General features: G+C 63.4%; 18 protein-coding genes and 1 pseudogene. 9 read left to right on the forward strand and 10 right to left on the reverse strand.

What is annotated here, in order from left to right; all coding sequences use genetic code 11:
• Both AC1Q6X_RS27085 and AC1Q6X_RS27090 read left to right on the forward strand, forming a co-directional pair.
• Positions 1-156 (forward strand): annotated as a pseudogene (locus tag AC1Q6X_RS27085) (IS1595 family transposase); the annotation flags it as partial.
• Positions 157-201: 45 nt separating this feature from the next.
• Complete coding sequence (locus tag AC1Q6X_RS27090) at positions 202-1,302, forward strand: glycosyltransferase family 9 protein (RefSeq protein WP_492498934.1); 1,101 nt, start codon at positions 202-204, stop codon at positions 1,300-1,302.
• On the opposite strand, the gene AC1Q6X_RS27095 is transcribed toward AC1Q6X_RS27090, so the two are convergent.
• The 3 genes from AC1Q6X_RS27095 to AC1Q6X_RS27105 all read right to left on the reverse strand — a co-directional run bounded on the left by AC1Q6X_RS27095 (position 1,287) and on the right by AC1Q6X_RS27105 (position 5,025).
• Entirely contained in the window at positions 1,287-3,461 is a 2,175-nt protein-coding gene (locus AC1Q6X_RS27095) for a putative bifunctional diguanylate cyclase/phosphodiesterase (protein WP_492498935.1), read from the reverse strand. The two genes, AC1Q6X_RS27090 and AC1Q6X_RS27095, sit on opposite strands and share 16 nt — an antisense overlap.
• A 120-nt stretch (positions 3,462-3,581) precedes the next feature.
• Complete coding sequence (locus tag AC1Q6X_RS27100; RefSeq protein WP_492498936.1) at positions 3,582-4,535, reverse strand: DUF5672 family protein; 954 nt, start codon at positions 4,533-4,535, stop codon at positions 3,582-3,584.
• Between the two features lie 37 nt (positions 4,536-4,572).
• Entirely contained in the window at positions 4,573-5,025 is a 453-nt protein-coding gene (locus AC1Q6X_RS27105; protein ID WP_492498937.1) for a hypothetical protein, read from the reverse strand.
• A 207-nt stretch (positions 5,026-5,232) separates the two neighbouring features.
• Here AC1Q6X_RS27105 and AC1Q6X_RS27110 point away from each other — a divergent pair, with 207 nt between their 5' ends.
• A complete protein-coding gene (locus AC1Q6X_RS27110) occupies positions 5,233-5,700 on the forward strand; it encodes a PACE efflux transporter (protein ID WP_070224839.1) in 468 nt (155 codons plus the stop codon).
• Here the strand turns inward: AC1Q6X_RS27110 and AC1Q6X_RS27115 are convergent.
• A complete protein-coding gene (locus tag AC1Q6X_RS27115; RefSeq protein ID WP_070224838.1) occupies positions 5,676-6,557 on the reverse strand; it encodes a LysR family transcriptional regulator in 882 nt (293 codons plus the stop codon). The two genes, AC1Q6X_RS27110 and AC1Q6X_RS27115, sit on opposite strands and share 25 nt — an antisense overlap.
• A gap of 68 nt (positions 6,558-6,625) precedes the next feature.
• On the opposite strand from AC1Q6X_RS27115, the gene AC1Q6X_RS27120 reads away from it, so the two are divergent.
• The gene (locus AC1Q6X_RS27120; RefSeq protein WP_230505564.1) at positions 6,626-6,829 is read left to right on the forward strand and encodes a DUF3460 family protein; all 204 of its coding nucleotides are present in this window, start codon (positions 6,626-6,628) and stop codon (positions 6,827-6,829) included.
• Between the two features lie 124 nt (positions 6,830-6,953).
• Here AC1Q6X_RS27120 and AC1Q6X_RS27125 read toward each other — a convergent pair whose 3' ends face one another.
• Entirely contained in the window at positions 6,954-7,703 is a 750-nt protein-coding gene (locus tag AC1Q6X_RS27125) for a YcbK family protein (RefSeq protein WP_373633025.1), read from the reverse strand.
• 99 nt (positions 7,704-7,802) lie between these two features.
• The gene (locus AC1Q6X_RS27130; protein ID WP_492498938.1) at positions 7,803-8,639 is read right to left on the reverse strand and encodes an EAL domain-containing protein; all 837 of its coding nucleotides are present in this window, start codon (positions 8,637-8,639) and stop codon (positions 7,803-7,805) included.
• A 234-nt stretch (positions 8,640-8,873) separates the two neighbouring features.
• Between AC1Q6X_RS27130 and AC1Q6X_RS27135 the strand changes: the two genes are divergently transcribed.
• Positions 8,874-9,686, forward strand: a complete 813-nt coding sequence (locus AC1Q6X_RS27135) for a class II glutamine amidotransferase (protein WP_492498939.1) — start codon at positions 8,874-8,876, stop codon at positions 9,684-9,686.
• Between the two features lie 77 nt (positions 9,687-9,763).
• On the opposite strand, the gene AC1Q6X_RS27140 is transcribed toward AC1Q6X_RS27135, so the two are convergent.
• Positions 9,764-10,294, reverse strand: a complete 531-nt coding sequence (locus AC1Q6X_RS27140) for a GNAT family N-acetyltransferase (protein WP_070291260.1) — start codon at positions 10,292-10,294, stop codon at positions 9,764-9,766.
• A 301-nt stretch (positions 10,295-10,595) separates the two neighbouring features.
• Here AC1Q6X_RS27140 and AC1Q6X_RS27145 point away from each other — a divergent pair, with 301 nt between their 5' ends.
• Together AC1Q6X_RS27145 and AC1Q6X_RS27150 are read left to right on the forward strand one after the other, a co-directional pair.
• On the forward strand, positions 10,596-11,651 hold the full coding sequence (locus tag AC1Q6X_RS27145; RefSeq protein ID WP_141749894.1) for a sulfate ABC transporter substrate-binding protein: 1,056 nt from the start codon (positions 10,596-10,598) through the stop codon (positions 11,649-11,651).
• A gap of 163 nt (positions 11,652-11,814) precedes the next feature.
• Positions 11,815-12,033 (forward strand): TOBE domain-containing protein, encoded by a 219-nt coding sequence (locus AC1Q6X_RS27150; RefSeq protein WP_034757699.1) that lies wholly within the window; start codon positions 11,815-11,817, stop codon positions 12,031-12,033.
• Between the two features lie 52 nt (positions 12,034-12,085).
• Here the strand turns inward: AC1Q6X_RS27150 and AC1Q6X_RS27155 are convergent, their stop codons facing one another.
• Positions 12,086-12,316: a DsrE family protein gene (locus AC1Q6X_RS27155; RefSeq protein ID WP_492498940.1), complete on the reverse strand. Its 231-nt coding sequence runs from the start codon at positions 12,314-12,316 to the stop codon at positions 12,086-12,088.
• 417 nt (positions 12,317-12,733) lie between these two features.
• Here AC1Q6X_RS27155 and AC1Q6X_RS27160 point away from each other — a divergent pair, with 417 nt between their 5' ends.
• Positions 12,734-13,612: a serine hydrolase gene (locus tag AC1Q6X_RS27160; RefSeq protein ID WP_034778183.1), complete on the forward strand. Its 879-nt coding sequence runs from the start codon at positions 12,734-12,736 to the stop codon at positions 13,610-13,612.
• A 46-nt stretch (positions 13,613-13,658) separates the two neighbouring features.
• Here the strand turns inward: AC1Q6X_RS27160 and AC1Q6X_RS27165 are convergent, their stop codons facing one another.
• Complete coding sequence (locus AC1Q6X_RS27165) at positions 13,659-14,591, reverse strand: DMT family transporter (RefSeq protein WP_230505557.1); 933 nt, start codon at positions 14,589-14,591, stop codon at positions 13,659-13,661.
• A 120-nt stretch (positions 14,592-14,711) separates the two neighbouring features.
• On the opposite strand from AC1Q6X_RS27165, the gene AC1Q6X_RS27170 reads away from it, so the two are divergent.
• Positions 14,712-15,611 carry a LysR family transcriptional regulator gene (locus tag AC1Q6X_RS27170; RefSeq protein WP_436501537.1) on the forward strand — a complete coding sequence of 300 codons (900 nt, stop codon included), beginning with the start codon at positions 14,712-14,714 and terminating at the stop codon, positions 15,609-15,611.
• 7 nt (positions 15,612-15,618) lie between these two features.
• On the opposite strand, the gene AC1Q6X_RS27175 is transcribed toward AC1Q6X_RS27170, so the two are convergent.
• A complete protein-coding gene (locus AC1Q6X_RS27175) occupies positions 15,619-17,559 on the reverse strand; it encodes a methyl-accepting chemotaxis protein (protein ID WP_492498941.1) in 1,941 nt (646 codons plus the stop codon).
• Positions 17,560-17,636 lie beyond the last annotated feature (77 nt).

Consider the following 17,636-nt stretch of genomic DNA (forward strand, 5'->3'; position numbering starts at 1 on the left):
TTGCGCGGCTGGCTGCGCATCTTTCACGGCGTGGCGACGCGCTACCTGCCGAATTACCTGGGGTGGCGCTGGATACTCGACGCCGGGCGCATCCGCTCCCCAGAAACATTATTGAAGGCAACATTGGGCGAGTTCCCACATTTGACGGTGACATAGCCAATCCGTAAGATGCTGCTGTCGCCATCTACTTCCGGAGTTTCCTTGATAAAAACCGCCGCCCGGCTGATCAGCTATGCCCTGCTGGGCAAATCCGGCAAGCAGCCCCTCGATATCGCCAAGGTGCGCAAGGTACTGATTTTGCGCAACGACAAGATCGGCGACATGATCGTCACCTCGGCCCTGCTGCGCGAGCTGAAGAAAAACTATCCGCATTGGCAGATCGACGTGGCCGCCAGCAGCGCCAACCGCGATGTCATCGCCGACAACCCGCATGTGAACGAAATCCTGATCTGGGACAAGCAGCCGCTGCTGCGCGACTTGCGCAGCACCATCGCCGAGCTGCGCCGGCGCCGCTACGACGTCATCTTCAATCCCTACAACCGCTTTTCGATTCCCTTGCTGCTGCGTATCAAATGGCTGGGTGCGCGCTATCTGACGGGCTTTGCCATTCCCAAGTACGGCACCTCGACGGCGAAGCTGGGCATGTTCGACCATACCGTGTCCTGCGACCGCAGCCGCCACATCCTGCACAGCTTTTTCGCCACCTTCGAACAATTTGGCTTGCGCGACATCGATATGCGCTATGAACTGTTCGGCGTGGATGCGCACGCGGCCCGGGTCGACGCCGCCTGCGACACCTTGCTGCGTACACATGAAGGCTTGTTCTGCCTCAATTTCCAGGGCAGCAATGCGCAGCGCACGGTCAGCGTGGCCGACGCCCAGCGCTGCTGCGCAGCCCTGGCGGCACGCTATCCGCGCCATGCGCTGCTGGTAATCGCCGCGCCGGGCACCGAGGCGCGCGCCGCCGAAATCGTGCGCGGCGCCGGCCATGCCAACGTGATGAGCGCGCCACCCACGGGCCACATCCTGGAGCTGGCGGCCCTGATCCGCCGCTGCGAACTGGTGCTGTCGCCCGACACGTCGGTGATCCACATCGCCTCGGCATACGACAAGAAAATCGTCGGCTACTACATCCGCACCGACAACTACCGCTGGTTCTATCCGGCCAGCCGCCATTACCGCGTCATTCTGGCGCCGGGCCTGACACTGGCCTCGGTCAGCGCCGCCGAGACGCTGGCCGCCGTGGAAGAGCTGATGGAAGGCGCCGGACAGGCGCAGGAAACGCTTCAGGCCGCCGGCTGAGACGCCAGCAGGCGGTCCATCTGCCCCGCCGGCAGCGCGCGCGAAAAAAAGTACCCTTGCGCATAGTCGCAGCCGGCGGCGCGCAGCAGGTCGCGCTGCGACGCCGTCTCCACGCCTTCGGCCACGACTTTCAGCCCCAGCCGCTGCGCCAGCGCGATGATCGCCTCGCACAGGCCCTGCCCGTCGCCATCGCGCCCCAGCTCGCCAACCAGGGAACGGCCGATCTTGAGAAAATCGATGTCGGCCTTCTTGATGCACGCAAGCGACACCTGGCCGCTGCCGAAATCATCGAGCGCCAGGGCCAGGCCCATGGCGCGGAACTGGCGCAGGCGGTCGACCACCTGGCGCCCCTCGTCGAGCAGCACCGCTTCCCTCGTCTCGATGACGATGGCACCCGGCGCCAGCCCCTGGCGCGCCAGATGCCCGCCCCAGTCCTGGTACAGCGCGGCGTCGCAGCGAAATTCCATGGCCGACTTGTTGATGCTGATCTGGAACGGAGCGCCATGCTCGTCCTGCCACTTGCGCGCCTGGCGCACAACCTGGCGAAACACCCACTCGCCGATATCGATGATCAGACCGTTCGCCTCGGCAAAGGCGATGAAATCGGCAGGCACCAGCAAGCCGCGCAGCGGATGTCGCCAGCGCAACAGCGCCTCGGCCCGCTCGATGGCGCCATCGCGCAGGCGGACGATGGGCTGGTAATGCACTTCGAACTGGTCCTGCGCCAGCGCCAGGCGCATCTCGCGCACCGTGCTGCGGCGTAATTCGGCCGCCTGCTGCAAGGCCGGCGTGAAATAGCTGTAGCCGTTGCGCCCCGCACTCTTGGCCGCATACATGGCCTGGTCCGCATGCCGCAGCAAGGTGTCCGGCGCCTCGGCGTCGGCCGGATACAGGGCCACGCCCACGCTGGCCGACACTTGCGCCGTGTCGCCGTCGAGCATGAACGGCAGGGCCAGCGCGGCCGTCAGCTCTTGCAGCACGCGCTCGATGCCGCCCAGCTGCCCCACGCCGGCCAGGATGACGGTGAATTCGTCGCCGCCCAGGCGTGCCACCGTATCGGTGGCGCGCACGCGCTCGCTGATGCGTTGCGCCGCCTGGCGCAGCAGCATGTCGCCCTTCTCGTGACCGAGGCGGTCATTCACCTGCTTGAAATGGTCGAGGTCGATGAACAGCAGGGCCAGGCAAGCGCCTTCGCGTTTGGCATGGGCCGCCTCGTGCTGCAAGCGGTCGAGAAACATGTGGCGGTTCGGCAAGCCTGTCAGCTGGTCGAAATTGGCTTGCCGCCAGATGCGCTCGGACGCCGCGCGCTGCGCCGTGATGTCGCTGACCAGCGCCAGCGCGCCCAGGTAGGTGCCGGCGGAGTCGAAGATGGGATTGGTAGCCAGGGTGGCCCACAGGGTGCTGCCGTCACGCCGCAGGAACTTGAATTCGTGGCGCTCGACGATGCCGTCCTGCCGCCGCGCAATGTTGCGCTCCAGGATGGCGCGCCCCTCCTCGTCCATGAAGGCGGCCAGCGGCTGGCCCAGCATATCCTCGATCTGGCAATCGAGCATCTGCGCCATCTTCGGATTGACAAAGCTCGTCAGCGCCTGCGCATCGATTTCCCAGATGCCCTCCTCGGCGCTGTGCACGATGCGCCGGAAACGCTCTTCGCTGCGTTCGAGCGCGGCCAGCTTGCCTTCGGCCTGCTCCAGCACCAGGCGCAGCGCCTGGCCGTTCGGATCGGCGCTGCCCAGCAGGCTGACGGGCAAGCCGGCCTCGCGCGCGCCGGGACGCGGCGGCGGCAGCTGTACCTGCAGCTGGATGCGCTCGGGTTCACTGCTGTTGAGCACGCGCTGCACGAACTGGTCGTAATCGTGGCGGAATGCCTCGTGCACATAGGAACGGAACAGCACGTGGCCGGGATGCCCCCGCGCCAGGCCGAACAGTTCCGCCGCCACCAGGTTGACCTGCAGGATCACGCCATCGAGACCGAGCACGAAATAGGCAACGGGCGCCAGCAGGTATAAATCGTTGAAATAAGCTTGTTCGCGTTCGGCCTTCATCCGTTCCGGACTGAAGACGCCATCGTCAAGCAGGGGCGCGACATGGCGCGGCACGCCGTCGTGGCCGAGCGGGGAGGAATCCAGAGCAGGTACCGCTTGCGGTGCTGTATCCATGGCTGTCCTTTGCACGGCCGCCTTGGCAAACAGGTGGGTGCAGTAGCGAGACTAGCACGCGTCACGCGCAGTGTCGAGCCATGCCTGCCCATATGCCACATTCACCACAGGCAGGGGCCGTCAGGACAGCTGCGCCGGCAACGCTGCGGCGCGCGAGCGGCCACGCGTGAGCGCATGCCAGCCAGCGCGCAAGGCAAGCAGGCAGGCGTCGGCGAACATGGCTGCGCCACCGTTGAGACGCCGGCGCAATACCTGGGTCGCCATCCGATAGCGGCCGGAACCATACAACTGCTTGATCAACCTGCGCACGGCGGACGCATGCATGATGGCATCGTCGCACAGGAGCAGGTAATCGCGCAGCGCCACATCGTCCAGCACCCGGCCAAAGTTGAAAAACCCATGAAAACCGAACGTGGGGCCGGTGGGGTCCACACATTCAAACGCAAAGTTGGAGGCCAGACCGGCATCGGCAAAGCGCACGCCAAAATCGTCGCGCAACCGCTCGCCATGCAACTCACAGATCGCATAGTCCTCGGGATGGACTTGCGTGATGGCCAGCTGAGGCAAGACCTCATACAGGCGCCGCGATCGCAAGGAAAAGCCGCCATTACCGACGGCCACAGGGCGATGCGACCACGGTGCGCCTATGTAATCGCAGTCCAGGAAAGCGTTCTGCCATTGGCGCGCATCCACAATGAAACTGTCCCACTGCATGATGAGCACATGTGTGCCGCTGAAATGGGTGCCCAGCTCATGCACCATGAATGCCGAATACGCCTCCACGCTCTCGATGGGGGCGATCAGTACCTGGCGTATATGCGGGGGCAAATCATGCAGGCGGGACGTGAACAGCAAACACTCCTTGAAATCGGCGCCGGCCAGGCAACGCTCGATGGCAAAGCTGGCCAAGTCGGGATAACGCGTTTCCACGCACACCAGGCTGATGTTGCGGAGGTCCAGTTTGTCATTATGCATCACAGGCTTTTCATCGGAATGTAGACGGAAGGCATACCTGGCGCGGCATGGCATATTTTGCAACGCCCGCATCATACAGCGCAAAGCGGAGCCGGACAAGGGGCATGGCCGCCCGCCTCACTGCAGTGGATACGATTCAGCGGCCCATGCGGTGCCGGCGCAAGCCGAAATCATGGCCCACCACCAGCAAGGTGCTGGCCACCAGGCTCGACAGGCCCACGATCAGCTGGATCAGCTTATCGTCAGGCAATATCCACAAGGACGAAACGGGCGTCTGGCAGCCCGTGGCGGCGCTGATCAGGGGAGACACCCAGGCCGCGTCCGGCGTCACGTCGAGCACGACGGCGCCGTCGGCGCTCGTCTGCATATAGATGTCGCCCCCTTCGGCCAGGGTAAAGCAGATGCCCACGCCCGTTTCCGTGGCGCGGATATTGTCCTGCATGCTGCGATTATGTTCCTCGATCCACACTTCCACGTCATATGGCGTTTCCAGGTGCTCCCACGGACGGGGACGGAAACGGGGACGCTCTTCCGCGCTGGCGGGGGAATCCGGGAGATCGGGAATGTTGCTGTCTGCTGCGCCTTGCATGCTCGTTGACCTTTTCTGCGGTGATGTTCTGCGGTGATGTGCTGCCGTGATGCAGGGGAGCGTTTGCCCGCCAGCCGCCATTATCCCTCGTTCGCGGCAAGCATGGTAATTCCACGCCACATCCATCAGAAAAACTGATAGCCATCAACTTTTAGCATCAGCATGACTGACTTAAAATACGCGCCATCTCTTCTTTACAGGTTTTACATGCAAGGCATCAAACGCAAAATCGTCTACGTCACCGCCTTTGAAATCATCGGCATGGCCATTTCCACGGCCTGGCTGACCCTGCTTTCAGGCGAGTCGCCCACCAGCACGGGCCCGCTGGCCATCATGATCACCACCATCGCCGTGATCTGGAACCTGCTCTACAACACGGCCTTCGAATACTGGGAAATCCGGCAAGTATCGCGCACGCGCACCGTCTGGCGCCGTATCCTGCATGCGATCGGCTTCCAGATCACACTTGTCATCTACCTGATCCCGCTGATCGCCTGGTGGCTCGATATCAGCCTGTGGCAAGCGTTCGTGCTGGACTTCGCGCTGATGCTGATCATCCCCTGCTACAGCTTCATCTTCAATTACTTCTTCGACGGCCTGTTCGGCGTGCCCCTGTCGGCTCAGCAGCCGAAGGAGGAGCCCAATGATGCTCAGGCCGCTTCGCTGAGCAACTGAAGAAAGGACCGCGCCGCCATGCCCAGCGGCCGGTCCTTCATCCACACGAGGTGGATGGGCACGACCAGGCCATTGCCCGTATTCTTGAACGCCACGCAGCGCACCCGCCCCGCCGCCAGTGATTCCTTGATGGCCGAGGCGGCAAAGTTACCCCAGCCCAGTCCCGCCTCCACCATCGCCAGCGCCATCGGCAAACTGTCGGTGCGCCAGTAGGACAGCCCCACCACGGGGCGCGCATCGGCCAGGTCGAGTTCGCGGCTGGCCACGATAATCTGGCGCAAATTCACCAATTCCTCGATATACAGGGGCCGGCCCGCCACGTCGGGTGGATGCTGGGTAGAAATAATCGCCAGCAAGGCATCACTGCCCACCAGCTGGAACTGTTCCTCGTGGTTGATGCGCCCGCCGGCAAAGGCCATGCACGCGCTGATGCGGCCCCGGTGCAGCATGTCGAGCACATCGTCCTGCGGCGCCGTCAGCACTTCGATGTCGAGCAGCGGATGGCGCTGCGACAGCGCGCGCACGGCGGCGAGAAAAGGCGCATGGTCGAGTTCGGCCGCGATACCGAGCGAAATGCGGCTTTCCAGTCCCTGCGACAATTCCTGCACATGCAGGTGCAACTGCTTCAGCTGCTCGGCGATCAGGCGCGCGTGGGGCAGCAGCGCCATCGCGGCCGGCGTGGGCACGGCTTCGCGCGCGCCCCGGTCGAACAGGGCGATACCCAGTTCCGCCTCGATGTTGGCCATCGCCATGCTGACGGCCGACGGCGCCCTGCGCAAGGCGCGCGCGGCGGCCGAGAACGAGCCGCCGTCGACGACGGCCAGGAACAGTTCGATGTTATGGCTGGAGAGTTTCATGGAAGAGAGCGCGGCACTTTTGCGTGCGCCAGAGGTCAAAAGCCAGGCCAGGCAAGAAAGGAGCAGCCATGCCGCATCGACTTCCCTACCGCCGCAGCGGTTACGTATCGGACTTTACCCGTTTCATCGACGGCTATCTGCAGGCGCACCCTGAGGTGCGGGCCAGCCAGCGCCTGGGCTGGCACATTTTCTGGGAGCGCCCCGTGAATTTCGACGAATGGCGGCGCGCCGGCACCGATAGCGTGCCGGAGCCGCCGTATCACTACGACTGATCAAACAAACGCCTGACAAAACCGTAGCGAGCGACAGTGATTTGTGGTCGAGACGCGCAGCCGTACCAAGGTACGGCGAGCATCACAGGCCGCAAAGCGCGCCAAGCGAGGTTTGGTCAGGTGTTTAACCTTTCCAGACGCGCTGCAATCCCGTATCCGCATGGATCCAGCCGCCACGAGGGCCGGAGCGGTAATAGAAGCCCACGCCGCCCTGCTTGAAGCTCCGCACGAGCGAACCGAGCACTTCCGCGTTCAGATTCGCCACGCGGATATCGGCGGCGCGGCCCGAGATGTGCAGCGACTGGCGCGCGGCCGGCACGCCCGCTTCGCGCAGCTTGCCGTTCGATTCGGCCGTGCGGTAGCCCGACAGGATTTCCAGCGGCTGCTCGATGCCGTAGCGGGCCACGAACGCTTGCGTGCCCCACAGGGTTTCCAGCAGTTTCGGGTCGATGGGCGCCGTCTTCTTGCCGTTCACGTCGCGCAGCAAGTGGCACAGTTCCTGGTAGGCCGAATCGATGACTTCGCCATCTTTCCAGTACAGCAGTTTCGCCTTTTCATTGCTGGCCGGGCGCACCACTTCCAGGGTGCGGGGCTTGAGCCAGAATTCCAGGTCCAGTGCCTGCGCATCGAAGATGTCGGGTGGCGGCTCCATCTCCGTGATCGCCTGGCGCGACTGCGAGGTGATCGAGCGGTCGACGCTGGCCAGTTGCGTCGGCTGGGGCGGCACGCCCGTGCGCGGCGCACGCGGCTTGGCGCTGGCCGAAGCCGAGGCGGGAGCGGCCGTGCGCGAAGCGCAGCCGATGAGTGGGGTGGCTACCAGGCCCAGCGCGGCCAGGCCCATACCGTGATGTAGAAAATTTCTGCGCGATGCCATAGTCAGTCCAATGTAACGATGGGAATACTATAGCGTATTGTGCTGCGAAGAAAAACCCTCAATGCCTATCGTGCCGCCCTCATTTCAGGATTCGGCATCCTACACGGCGGCCGCACTGGCCGCGACGTCGCGGTTTGCCAGCGCCAGCGCCGTCAGGGGCTTGTCCAATAAATAGCCCTGGGCGACGATGGGCAAGCCCGTGACGGCGGCGATGCGCTGCAGCGCGGCCAGCGCGGCCGGCGTGTCGAGGCGCTTGAAAATGACGCGGATCTTCGCCGCATGGCACACGGTGACGAAGCTGGCGACGGCTTGCTCGTCGCTGAGGTTGCCCGCGTCGAGCTCGAACGCATGCGGGTGCAAGCGCTCCAGCATGCCCGTTGCCTCGTGCACGCTGGCCACGTTGATGGCCAGGCGGAAACCGTTGCGCCGGTAATTGTCGGCCACGTAGTTGAGCAGCCAGCCCTGGTTCGGCGTCACCGCCGGCAATTGCAGCACGATGCGCTCGATGGGCAAGCCCAGCGCGTCGAGGATGCGCTGGAAGGCGTGGCCATGGTTGCTGCTGACGGCGCTGAGCAAGCGGTCATGCACGTTCAGGTACAGGTCCGACTGCTCCGCTTCGCTCTGGCGAAAGAAATTAATGGCGTGCAGCATGCGGCACAGCCGGTCCAGCTCCACGGATTCGTCGTCGCTGGCCGCGTGGTCGAGCAAGCGCCACAGCGACAAGCCCTCGTCCGCCTTCGACACGCTGCGCGCCAGTCCCTCGAACGCCACCAGCTTGCCGCTGTCGAGTTCGCGCAGCGGCTGGAAGGCGCTGGTCATGGTGCAATTGAAGAAGCGCCCCAGCGCCCTGCCTTCGCCGTCGAGCCAGACGCTGGTGCCGGCCTGGGTTTGGTGCGACAGGCGGGCCAGGTAGTTCTTCAGGACGGGAAATGGCATACGTGCTCCTTCATCGGACTGCGCCGGCGTCCCGCATGGGGACGACGGCGCCAAAGTGTGCAGAGTAAGGCCGCGCCAAGCAAAGGAGAACGAATGGTTTCGCCATTTGATATGCGCGCAGCAAATATGGACGACACAACGGACGGCGCATATCGATAGTCGGAAACATTCGTTCCAGCGCCCTGCGCCGGCCTTTACTGTGGGCGTGTACCGATACCACCAGGAAGGGCCGCCATGTGCCAGTTACTCGCAATGAACAGCAGCAAGCCGGCCGCGCTGGGATTTTCCTTTGCCGGCTTTGCCGAACGGGGCGGCCGCACGGACGAGCACCGCGACGGCTGGGGCATCGCCTATCATTCCGGTAGCGGCTGCACTTTGCTGACCGATCACCTGGCCGCCATCGATTCGCCGCTGGCCGCCCAGGTGCAGCAACATCCCGTGAAGGCGAAAAACATCGTCGCGCACATCCGCAAGGCCACTCAGGGCCGCATCGCGCCGGAAAACACCCACCCGTTCGCCCGCGAACTGTGGGGCAAGACCTGGTCCTTCGCCCACAACGGCGATCTCAAAACGTGGCGCGCGCCCGCCAATGCGCATTACCAGGCCAGCGGCGACACGGACAGCGAACAGGCGTTCTGCCACCTGCTGGCCCGCTTGCGCGCGCAGTTTCACGCCGGTGAGCCCGCGCGCGCCGTCCTGCGCGCCGCCATCGCCGAGGTCGCCAAGGACATCGCCGCGCACGGCACCTTCAATTTCATCCTGTCGGACGGCGAACTGCTGTTTGCCCACTGTTCCACGCATCTGCACTATGTGATCCGCGAATACCCGTTCTCCGTGGCGCAACTGATCGACTGCGAGCGCAGCATCGATTTTCGCCAGCACAACCATCTGGACGACCGCATCGCCGTCATCGCCACGCATCCCTTGACGCAAAACGAGGACTGGCTGGCGTTCGCGCCCGGCGAACTGAAACTGTTTGCCGGCGGCACCTTGCTGCCCGCAAACGATGCAGCGCCGCAAGGCGTGTATATCCAGATCAGTTACTGAAGGGAAACTAAAGGGAAAGATTCAAAGGGAGGGAAAGGCCCGCCGCCGGATGGGCGGGCTGAAGTGCTGGCGGGCCGTCAGGCCGAATTGCAGTTGCAGAAGCGCTTGCGCTTGGGGTCGCCGCTGGCGATGCCTGCGGGGTCAATCTGTTTCCAGCAAAAAATCGTTTCCACGCCATACGGCGAACGCACATTGCCCGCCTCGATGTAGCCCTGCTTGACGAAAAAGGCCTGGCTGCTGGCCGTGCTGTGCAGTTGCAGGGCCTTGATGCCCCACTCGCGCGCCTGCGCTTCCAGCTGCTCCACCAGCGCCTTGCCGGCGCCGCGGCCTTGCGCCTCGGGCAGCAGGTAGCACAGGGCCAGCTTGCCGGCGCGCGTCAGCAAGCCGACGCCGACGACGGCGCCCTGCTCGACTGCGACCAGCGAAAAATTGGTGGGCGACGCAAACCAGCACGCCACCATCTGCGGTGTTTTATTGCCCAGCCAGGCTTCCAGGATGGCCGGATCGTCCCGATGATCGAGGCTGCAGCATTCGACGATGGAGCGTCGTAATACGTTGCACGCCTCGAAAGCGTCGGTCGATGTTGCAATACGAATTTCAAGACTCATGTACGCTCACAAAATATTCCAGTTGCCGATGCAGACGGTTTTACCCCTGTATCGTGCGATTCGACTATACACCAAGCGGCGCAATCGGGTTTTTTGCCGCACGCCACGCGCTGGTTTTGCCTATGGCGCCATGCCTGCAGACTAAGTGCTGATGCGCGCCTTGCCCACGAATGTTTCCAAAAATCGATATCTGTTTTTTAGCGCAAACGGGAATCGTATCTAAGCATATTACGAAAAATTCGTTTCTTTTCCGGCCGGAATTTTAGACTATGTCTGTCTATTCTCACAACAAGAGTTCAACATGACCCATTCCAACGCCGTATCGACTGCCGCAGCGACACTCACCCAACGCTCGCGCCGCTGGTTCCTGGCCAGCGCCCTGGCCGCTTCCGCTGCCGCCATGAGCCTGCCCATGAGCGTGTCCGCCGCCGAACCCGTGGTCTTGCTGAACGCCTCGTACGACGTGATGCGCGAATTGTTCAAGGATGTGAATCCCGCATTTATTGCGGATTGGAAAGCCAAAACGGGCGAAACCATCACCATCAAGCAATCGCACGGCGGTTCGAGCAAGCAGGCGCGCTCCGTGGCCGACGGCCTGGAAGCGTCCGTCGTGACCATGAACCAGGCCAATGACATCGATATCCTCGTCGACCGCGGCCTCGTGGTGGCCGACTGGGCCAAGAAATTCCCGAACAATGCGGCGCCGTTCTATTCCACCATGGTATATCTGGTGCGCAAAGGCAACCCGAAACACATCAAGGATTGGGACGATCTGGCCAAGCCCGGCATCAAGGTCATCGTGCCGAACCCGAAAACCTCGGGCAACGGCCGCTACACCTACCTGGCAGCCTGGGGCTATGCCGTGAAAAAAGGCGGCAGCGAAGCGCAGGCGCGCGACCTGGTGGCCAAGCTGTTCAAGAACGTGCCCGTGCTCGACGGCGGCGGCCGCGGCGCCACCACCACCTTCACGCAGCGCGAAATCGGCGACGTGCTGGTGACATTTGAAAACGAAGTGCAACTGGTGCGCGCCGAATTCGGCGACAACTTCGAAGTGGTGTATCCAAGCATCTCCATACTGGCCGAGTCGCCGGTGGCCGTCGTCGACAAGGTCGTCGACCGCCGCGGCATCCGCAAGGAAGCCACGGCCTACCTGCAATACCTGTACTCGGAAGCGGGCCAGGAACTGGTCGCCAAGCACTACCTGCGCCCCCGTTCGCCAGCGGTAGCAAAGAAATACGCAGCCAGCTTCAAGCCGATCACCCTGTTCACCATCGATGAGGTGTTTGGCGGCTGGAAACAGGCACAAAAGAAACACTTTGACGACGGCGGCGAATTCGACAAGATCTATCAGAAGTAATCTGATCTGCATCAACGAGAAACCGGGACATGTCCCGGTTTTTTCATGTCCGCAGCTGTTTGCGCATATCGATATACGCATCGATTCGTGGTCAAAAGCGTGCGCGCGCCGTACTCTGGCCATGTCGCGCCGCACGGCGTATTACGGGCATAAAGGAAATATCATGGCTATCTCGGAAGTGAATGTACGCAACCAGTTTCGCGGCAAGATCAAGGAAATCATCTTTGGCCCCGTGGTATCCGAAGTGGACGTGGAAACACCGCACGGCATCGTCACCTCGGTGATCACCTCGCGCTCGATCAAGGACCTGGACCTGAAAGTGGGCAGCGAAGTCATTGCGCTGGTCAAATCGACGGAAGTGTCGATCGCCAAGATCCAGTAAGCGTTGCCCCCCTTTCACGCCGCGCCCTTGCCGTCCGGCAGCGGCGCGTGCGTCAGGGCTGGATATACGCATGGCCTTGCTGCCACTGCAAGCGGCTCAGCTCGGCCACGCCCGAGGGCACGATGACGGCGTCGGGCAGCACGCGCTGGCGGTCGATATTGCGTCCTTGCAAGGTGTTATTGCAGACGCGAAAGCTCACGCCGCGCTGGGCCAGTTCGCGTACCGGCACCTGCATGCGCCCCGGCGTCGATGCTACGGTACCAGGCCGTATATTTTTTAGCACGATGCGTTCTCTGCAGTCCGCGATGCAAGCATGAACGCATGCCTACGGCGCCCCGCTTGCGGGGCCTAGCGCGGGGCAACGAAGCGCGAAGGAACAGGCATCAACGGCGAAGCGTGCGGCGCCTTCCGGATCAAGACTGCCAATATTGCTTAATACATACGAAGTTTCCAAGATGAAATCAATAAGTGCGGAACAATTTTCACTACGGCAAGAATAGTCCCATTTATTTGCCAAATTGCCCGCAAAGCCGCCTGTCACGGGCTTGTACCGTAGACATCGCTTGATCTTTAATGGTATTGTTTAAGCTTGGCAAATATTGCCTCCGAGATACACGCCGCGTCCCCGCGCGGCCCTGTTCCGGATTTGCGCGCAGCGCCCATGATGGCGCCCCAAAACTGCTTTCCCACATACAATCCCATGCTCAAAAAAATGTTCGCCGCGGTGCTGATGACGCTTTCGACAGCGGCCATCGCCGTGCCCTTCGGTTCCCAGTCGATCCTGGTGGTCGAAGACGGCACAGGCAAAGTCTTGCTTGAAAAAAATTCCAACGTGGTGGTGCCGATCGCCTCGCTGACCAAACTCATGACAGCCATGGTCGTGCTCGACTCCAAGGCGAATATGCAGGAAGAGATCAGCATCGACCGCGAGGACGTCGACACCTTGAAACACAGCACTTCGCGCGTGCCCGTGGGGGCCACCCTGAGCCGCCACGACGTGCTGCAACTGGCGCTGATGTCGTCCGACAACCGCGCCGCCGCCTCGCTGGCGCGCACCTTCCCCGGCGGCCCGACGGCGTTTGCCGTGGCCGTCAACGCCAAGATCAAGGCCCTGGGCATGCGCCAGACCGTGATCGAGGAACCGACGGGCTTGTCGCCGAATAACCAGTCGACGGCGGCCGATCTCGTCAAGATGGCCGTGGCCGCCTCGCGCTACCCGGAAATCAGCCGCATCACCACCGATTCGAAGGACGTCATTCAGATCAAGGGCCGCGACGTGGAATACCACAACACGAACCGCCTGGTGGGCGCCAAGGGCTGGGATATCGGTCTGTCGAAGACGGGCTACACGAATGAAGCGGGCCGCTGCCTGATCATGCGCATCAAGTCGGCCGGCAAGTTCGCCACCATGATCCTGCTCAACGCGCGCGCCAATTCCGTGCGCGCCATGGACGCCGTCAACATCCGCCGCATGCTGGCGGCCGAGAACGGCATCGAAGAGCCGAAGGTGATGCGCGCTTCCGTCAGCCGGCACAAGAAGGCGCCGGCCAAGCCATCGAAGCGCCGCCGCGCCCGCTAAGCACGGCTGAATGCCGGGGTCAGACCCGACGGGTCTGACCCCATAACTATTTCCCCTGGCGGTTGGTCATCACCACGCCGGCAATCGTCACCGCACCGCCCAGCAGCATCGAGGCGAGCACCGGCTCGCCCAGCAGCGCCGCCGCCAGCACGATGCCGAACACGGGCACGAGGTTGTTGAACACGGCCGTGCGCGACGGGCCCAGCGCCTTCACCCCCTCGTAATACCAGACAAAGCCGATCACCGTGCCGAACACGCCCAGATAGCCGATGGCGGCCCACACTTGCCAGCCGAAGCTGTGCCACGGCACGGTCGGGAATTCGACGGCCGCCCCCACCAGCAGAAAAGCCAGGCCCCACATCGCCGCATACGTGGTGGCGGCGATGGGCGACAAGCCCTTCAGCGCGACCCGGCCGATCAGCGTATAGGCGGCCCAGCTGGAAATGCCGCAGAACATGAAGATTTCGCCGGCGCCGATGCCGCCGCCCGTGCCGTGCAGCACGCCGGCCAGGTCGCCGCGCGTGATGACGATGGCCGTGCCGCAGAATGCCAGCAGGATGCCCAGCCATTTGAACGATCCGAGCCGCTCGCGGAACAGCATGGCCGAGGCCAGCGCCGTGACGATGGGATTCAAGGCTACGAACAGGGCAGTGCGCCCCGCCGGCATGCGCGACAGGGCCGCCAGGAAGCACAGATTGTATAAAAAGATGCCCGTCAGGCCCAGCGCCGCCGTCGTCATCAGCTGCTTGCGGTCCAGGCGCGGCAAGCCCCCTTCCAGTTTCCATGCCAGCACGACGAGCAGCAGCACGGCCACGCCGAAGCGCCCGCTGGCGGCCGTCATGGGCGGCATCTGCTGCGCCAGCACGCGGCCCGCGATGAAGGTGCCGCCCCAGAACAGGGCGACGCAGATCAGTTTCAGATAGACGAGCGGCGATTGCGCGGCAGGCAAGGCGGCTGAAGGTACGGCGGAAGAAGACATGGGAGTTCCTGTAAAGCCGCTTGCGCGGCGGGTGGCGTACATGCTGTACACTTATATATTAATACTAATATCAACTCATGAAATAATGAGCAAATACTCATATAACAGGAAAACCACAGCATGACCTTCACGCAACTGGAAATCTTTACCCTGGTGGCCGAACTGCACGGGTTTTCCGCCGCCGCCGCGCAACTGGGCATCAGCCAGTCGGCCGTCTCGCATGCATTAAAAGCTCTGGAAAAGGAGATGGGCGTGGACCTCATCGTGCGCCACCAGGCGTCGGCCGAGCTGACGGACGTGGGCCGCCAGCTGCTCGTGCGCGCGCGCGAAATCCTCGGTCTGTCGGAAGCGATGCGCCAGGAAGCGGCCGACGTGCTGGGCCAGCGCCAGGGCAGCCTGCGCATCGGCTCCTTCGGTCCCACCTCGTCCTTGAATCTGCTGCCGGCCATCACGGCGCAATTCCGCCTGCGCTATCCGGGCATCGCCCTGCGCATCGACGAAGGCGCCGACCATGAAGTGGTGCAGTGGATACGCGAACGCAGGGTCGACGTGGGTTTCGTCGTGCTGCCCGACGAGCGTTTCGACACGGCGCCGCTGGTGGAAGACCAGATGATGGCGCTGGTGCCGCGCAGCCACCCGCTGGCCAGCGAAACGGCCATCACCCTGGCGCAGCTGTGCGAAGGGCCGTTCATCATGTCCGAGGCGGGCTGCGCCTGCCTGATCGAACCCCTGTTCGCCAACGCGGGCTTGCAGCCCAATGTCCCCTACCGCATCAGCCAAGTGATCACCATCCTCGACATGGTCAGCCGCGGCGACGGCGTCTCCATCGTGGCCGAACTGGCCCTGCCGCAGCGGCTGCGGGAACAGTATCCGGAGCTGGTCGCCCTGCCCTTGAACCCGCCCGTCAGCCGCAAGGTGGGCCTGGCCGTGCGCGACCGGCGCCAGAACACGCCGGCCACCAACGCTTTTTTTGAAGTCGCAAAGCAGATGGCGCCGACCCTGGCGCCCCGGCGCGCCTGAGCACCGCTTAGAACGTTTCCCACTCGTCGCTGCGCTCGGGCTTGGCGGCGGCCTTCGCTACCGGGCGGCTGGCGATGCGCGGCGCGACGGCAGCGCGCACCACGGGCCTGGCCTGCTGCTGGTGCTGGTGCTGCTGCGGCGGCGCCTGCCCGTCATCGAGCTTGAACACGCCCACCACCTGCGCCAGGGTGCTGGCCTGGTCCTGCAGGCTTTCTGCGGCGGCCGCCGCCTCTTCCACCAGCGCCGCATTCTGCTGCGTCACCTGGTCCATCTGCGCAATGGCCTGGTTCACCTGTTCGATGCCCGAGCTTTGCTCGACGCTGGCGGCCGTGATCTCGCCCATGATGTCGGTGACGCGGCGCACGCTGTCGACGATTTCCTGCATCGTCGCCCCCGCCTCGTCGACCAGGCGCGCGCCCGAATCGACCTTGCCCACCGAATCGTCGATCAGCAGTTTGATTTCCTTCGCTGCGCCAGCGGAGCGTTGCGCCAGGCTGCGCACTTCCGTCGCCACCACGGCAAAGCCGCGTCCCTGCTCGCCCGCGCGCGCCGCTTCGACTGCCGCATTCAAGGCCAGGATATTCGTCTGGAAGGCGATGCCGTCGATGACGCTGATGATGTCGACGATCTTCTTCGACGAGTCATTGATCGAGGCCATGGTGTCGACCACCTGCGCCACCACCTGCCCGCCCTTGCTGGCCACGCCGGACGCCGATTGCGCCATCTGGTTGGCCTGGCGCGCATTGTCCGCGTTCTGTTTCACGGTGGAAGTCAGCTCTTCCATCGAGGCGGCCGTCTCTTCCAGCGAGCTCGCCTGCTGTTCTGTGCGCGAAGACAGGTCCTGGTTGCCGGCGGCGATTTCCGACGACGATACCTTGACCGATTCGCTGGCCGTGCGGATCTTCACCAGCACGGCGGCGATCTTGTCGATGAAGCGGTTGAAGGCGCCCGCGATCTGCGCCAGTTCATCCACGCCGGAAGCGTCGAGGCGGCGCGTCAAATCGCCCTCGCCCGAGGCGATGTCGTCGAGCGCGTCGCGCACCAGTTCCAGGCGCTTGAGCATTTTGAACACCAGCAGCGACAGCAGCAGCGCGGCCAGCCCGGTCAGCAGCGCGGCGGTGACAGTGGCCGTCGTCAGCATCGTCTGCAAGGCTTGCATGGCTTCCTGCTGGTCCAGCACCACGGCCAGCAGCCAGTCGGTGCCCGCCACGCGCGTCACGTACAGCTTGCCGTCGCGCTCATTGAGGCGCACGGCCTCGCTCGCGCGCGAGCTTTCCAGGCGGTTCACCTGTGCGGCCGACAGCGCGGCATCGAGTTTCGTCACCGGCTGCAGGCTCAGTTCCTTGTCCGCGTGGGCGATGATGGTGCCGCTCTGGTCGACGAGGAAGGCAAAGCTGTGCGGCGTCGGCTTGATCGCCACCACGTTGGCAATCACCGTATCGAGCAGCACGTCCGCGCCCGCCACGCCCAGCAGCGCCTCTTTCGGGCCGACGGGCGCCGTGAACGACACCACCAGCTTGTGGCTGGCCGCGTCCACATATGGCGGCGTGAGCATCGGCACGCCCGCCTTGACGGTGTCCGTGTACCAGGCGCGCGCCGTCGGATCGAAATCGGCCGGGCGGCCCGGATGGGTAAACACGGAACGCTTGTCCGCGTAGCCGATGAACACTTCCGCAAAATCGCCGGCCTTTTCCGCGATCTGGAAGGCGCGCAGCGGATCGGGCGTCTCGGCCGACATGACGACGGAGGCCATGACTTTCTTCTTGCCATCGACCCATTGCGCCAGCACGGCGGACTGGCTTTGCAGCAGCTGCTGCATCTGCTGGTCCGACGACGCCAGCATGCTGCTGCGCGTGGTGACGTAATTGGCGACCGACAAGGCCAGCATGGACAGGACGACGATGGCCACGCAAATGAGCACCAGGCGCGTGCGAAGGGAAGACAACATGATGGACTCCTCGTTTCGATTTGATTGGCGTGAAACAGTGCTTTTGCACTACTTCACCTACGCAAGCATTCTCACAC

This window comes from Janthinobacterium sp. GW823-FHT06H09 (assembly GCF_058794735.1).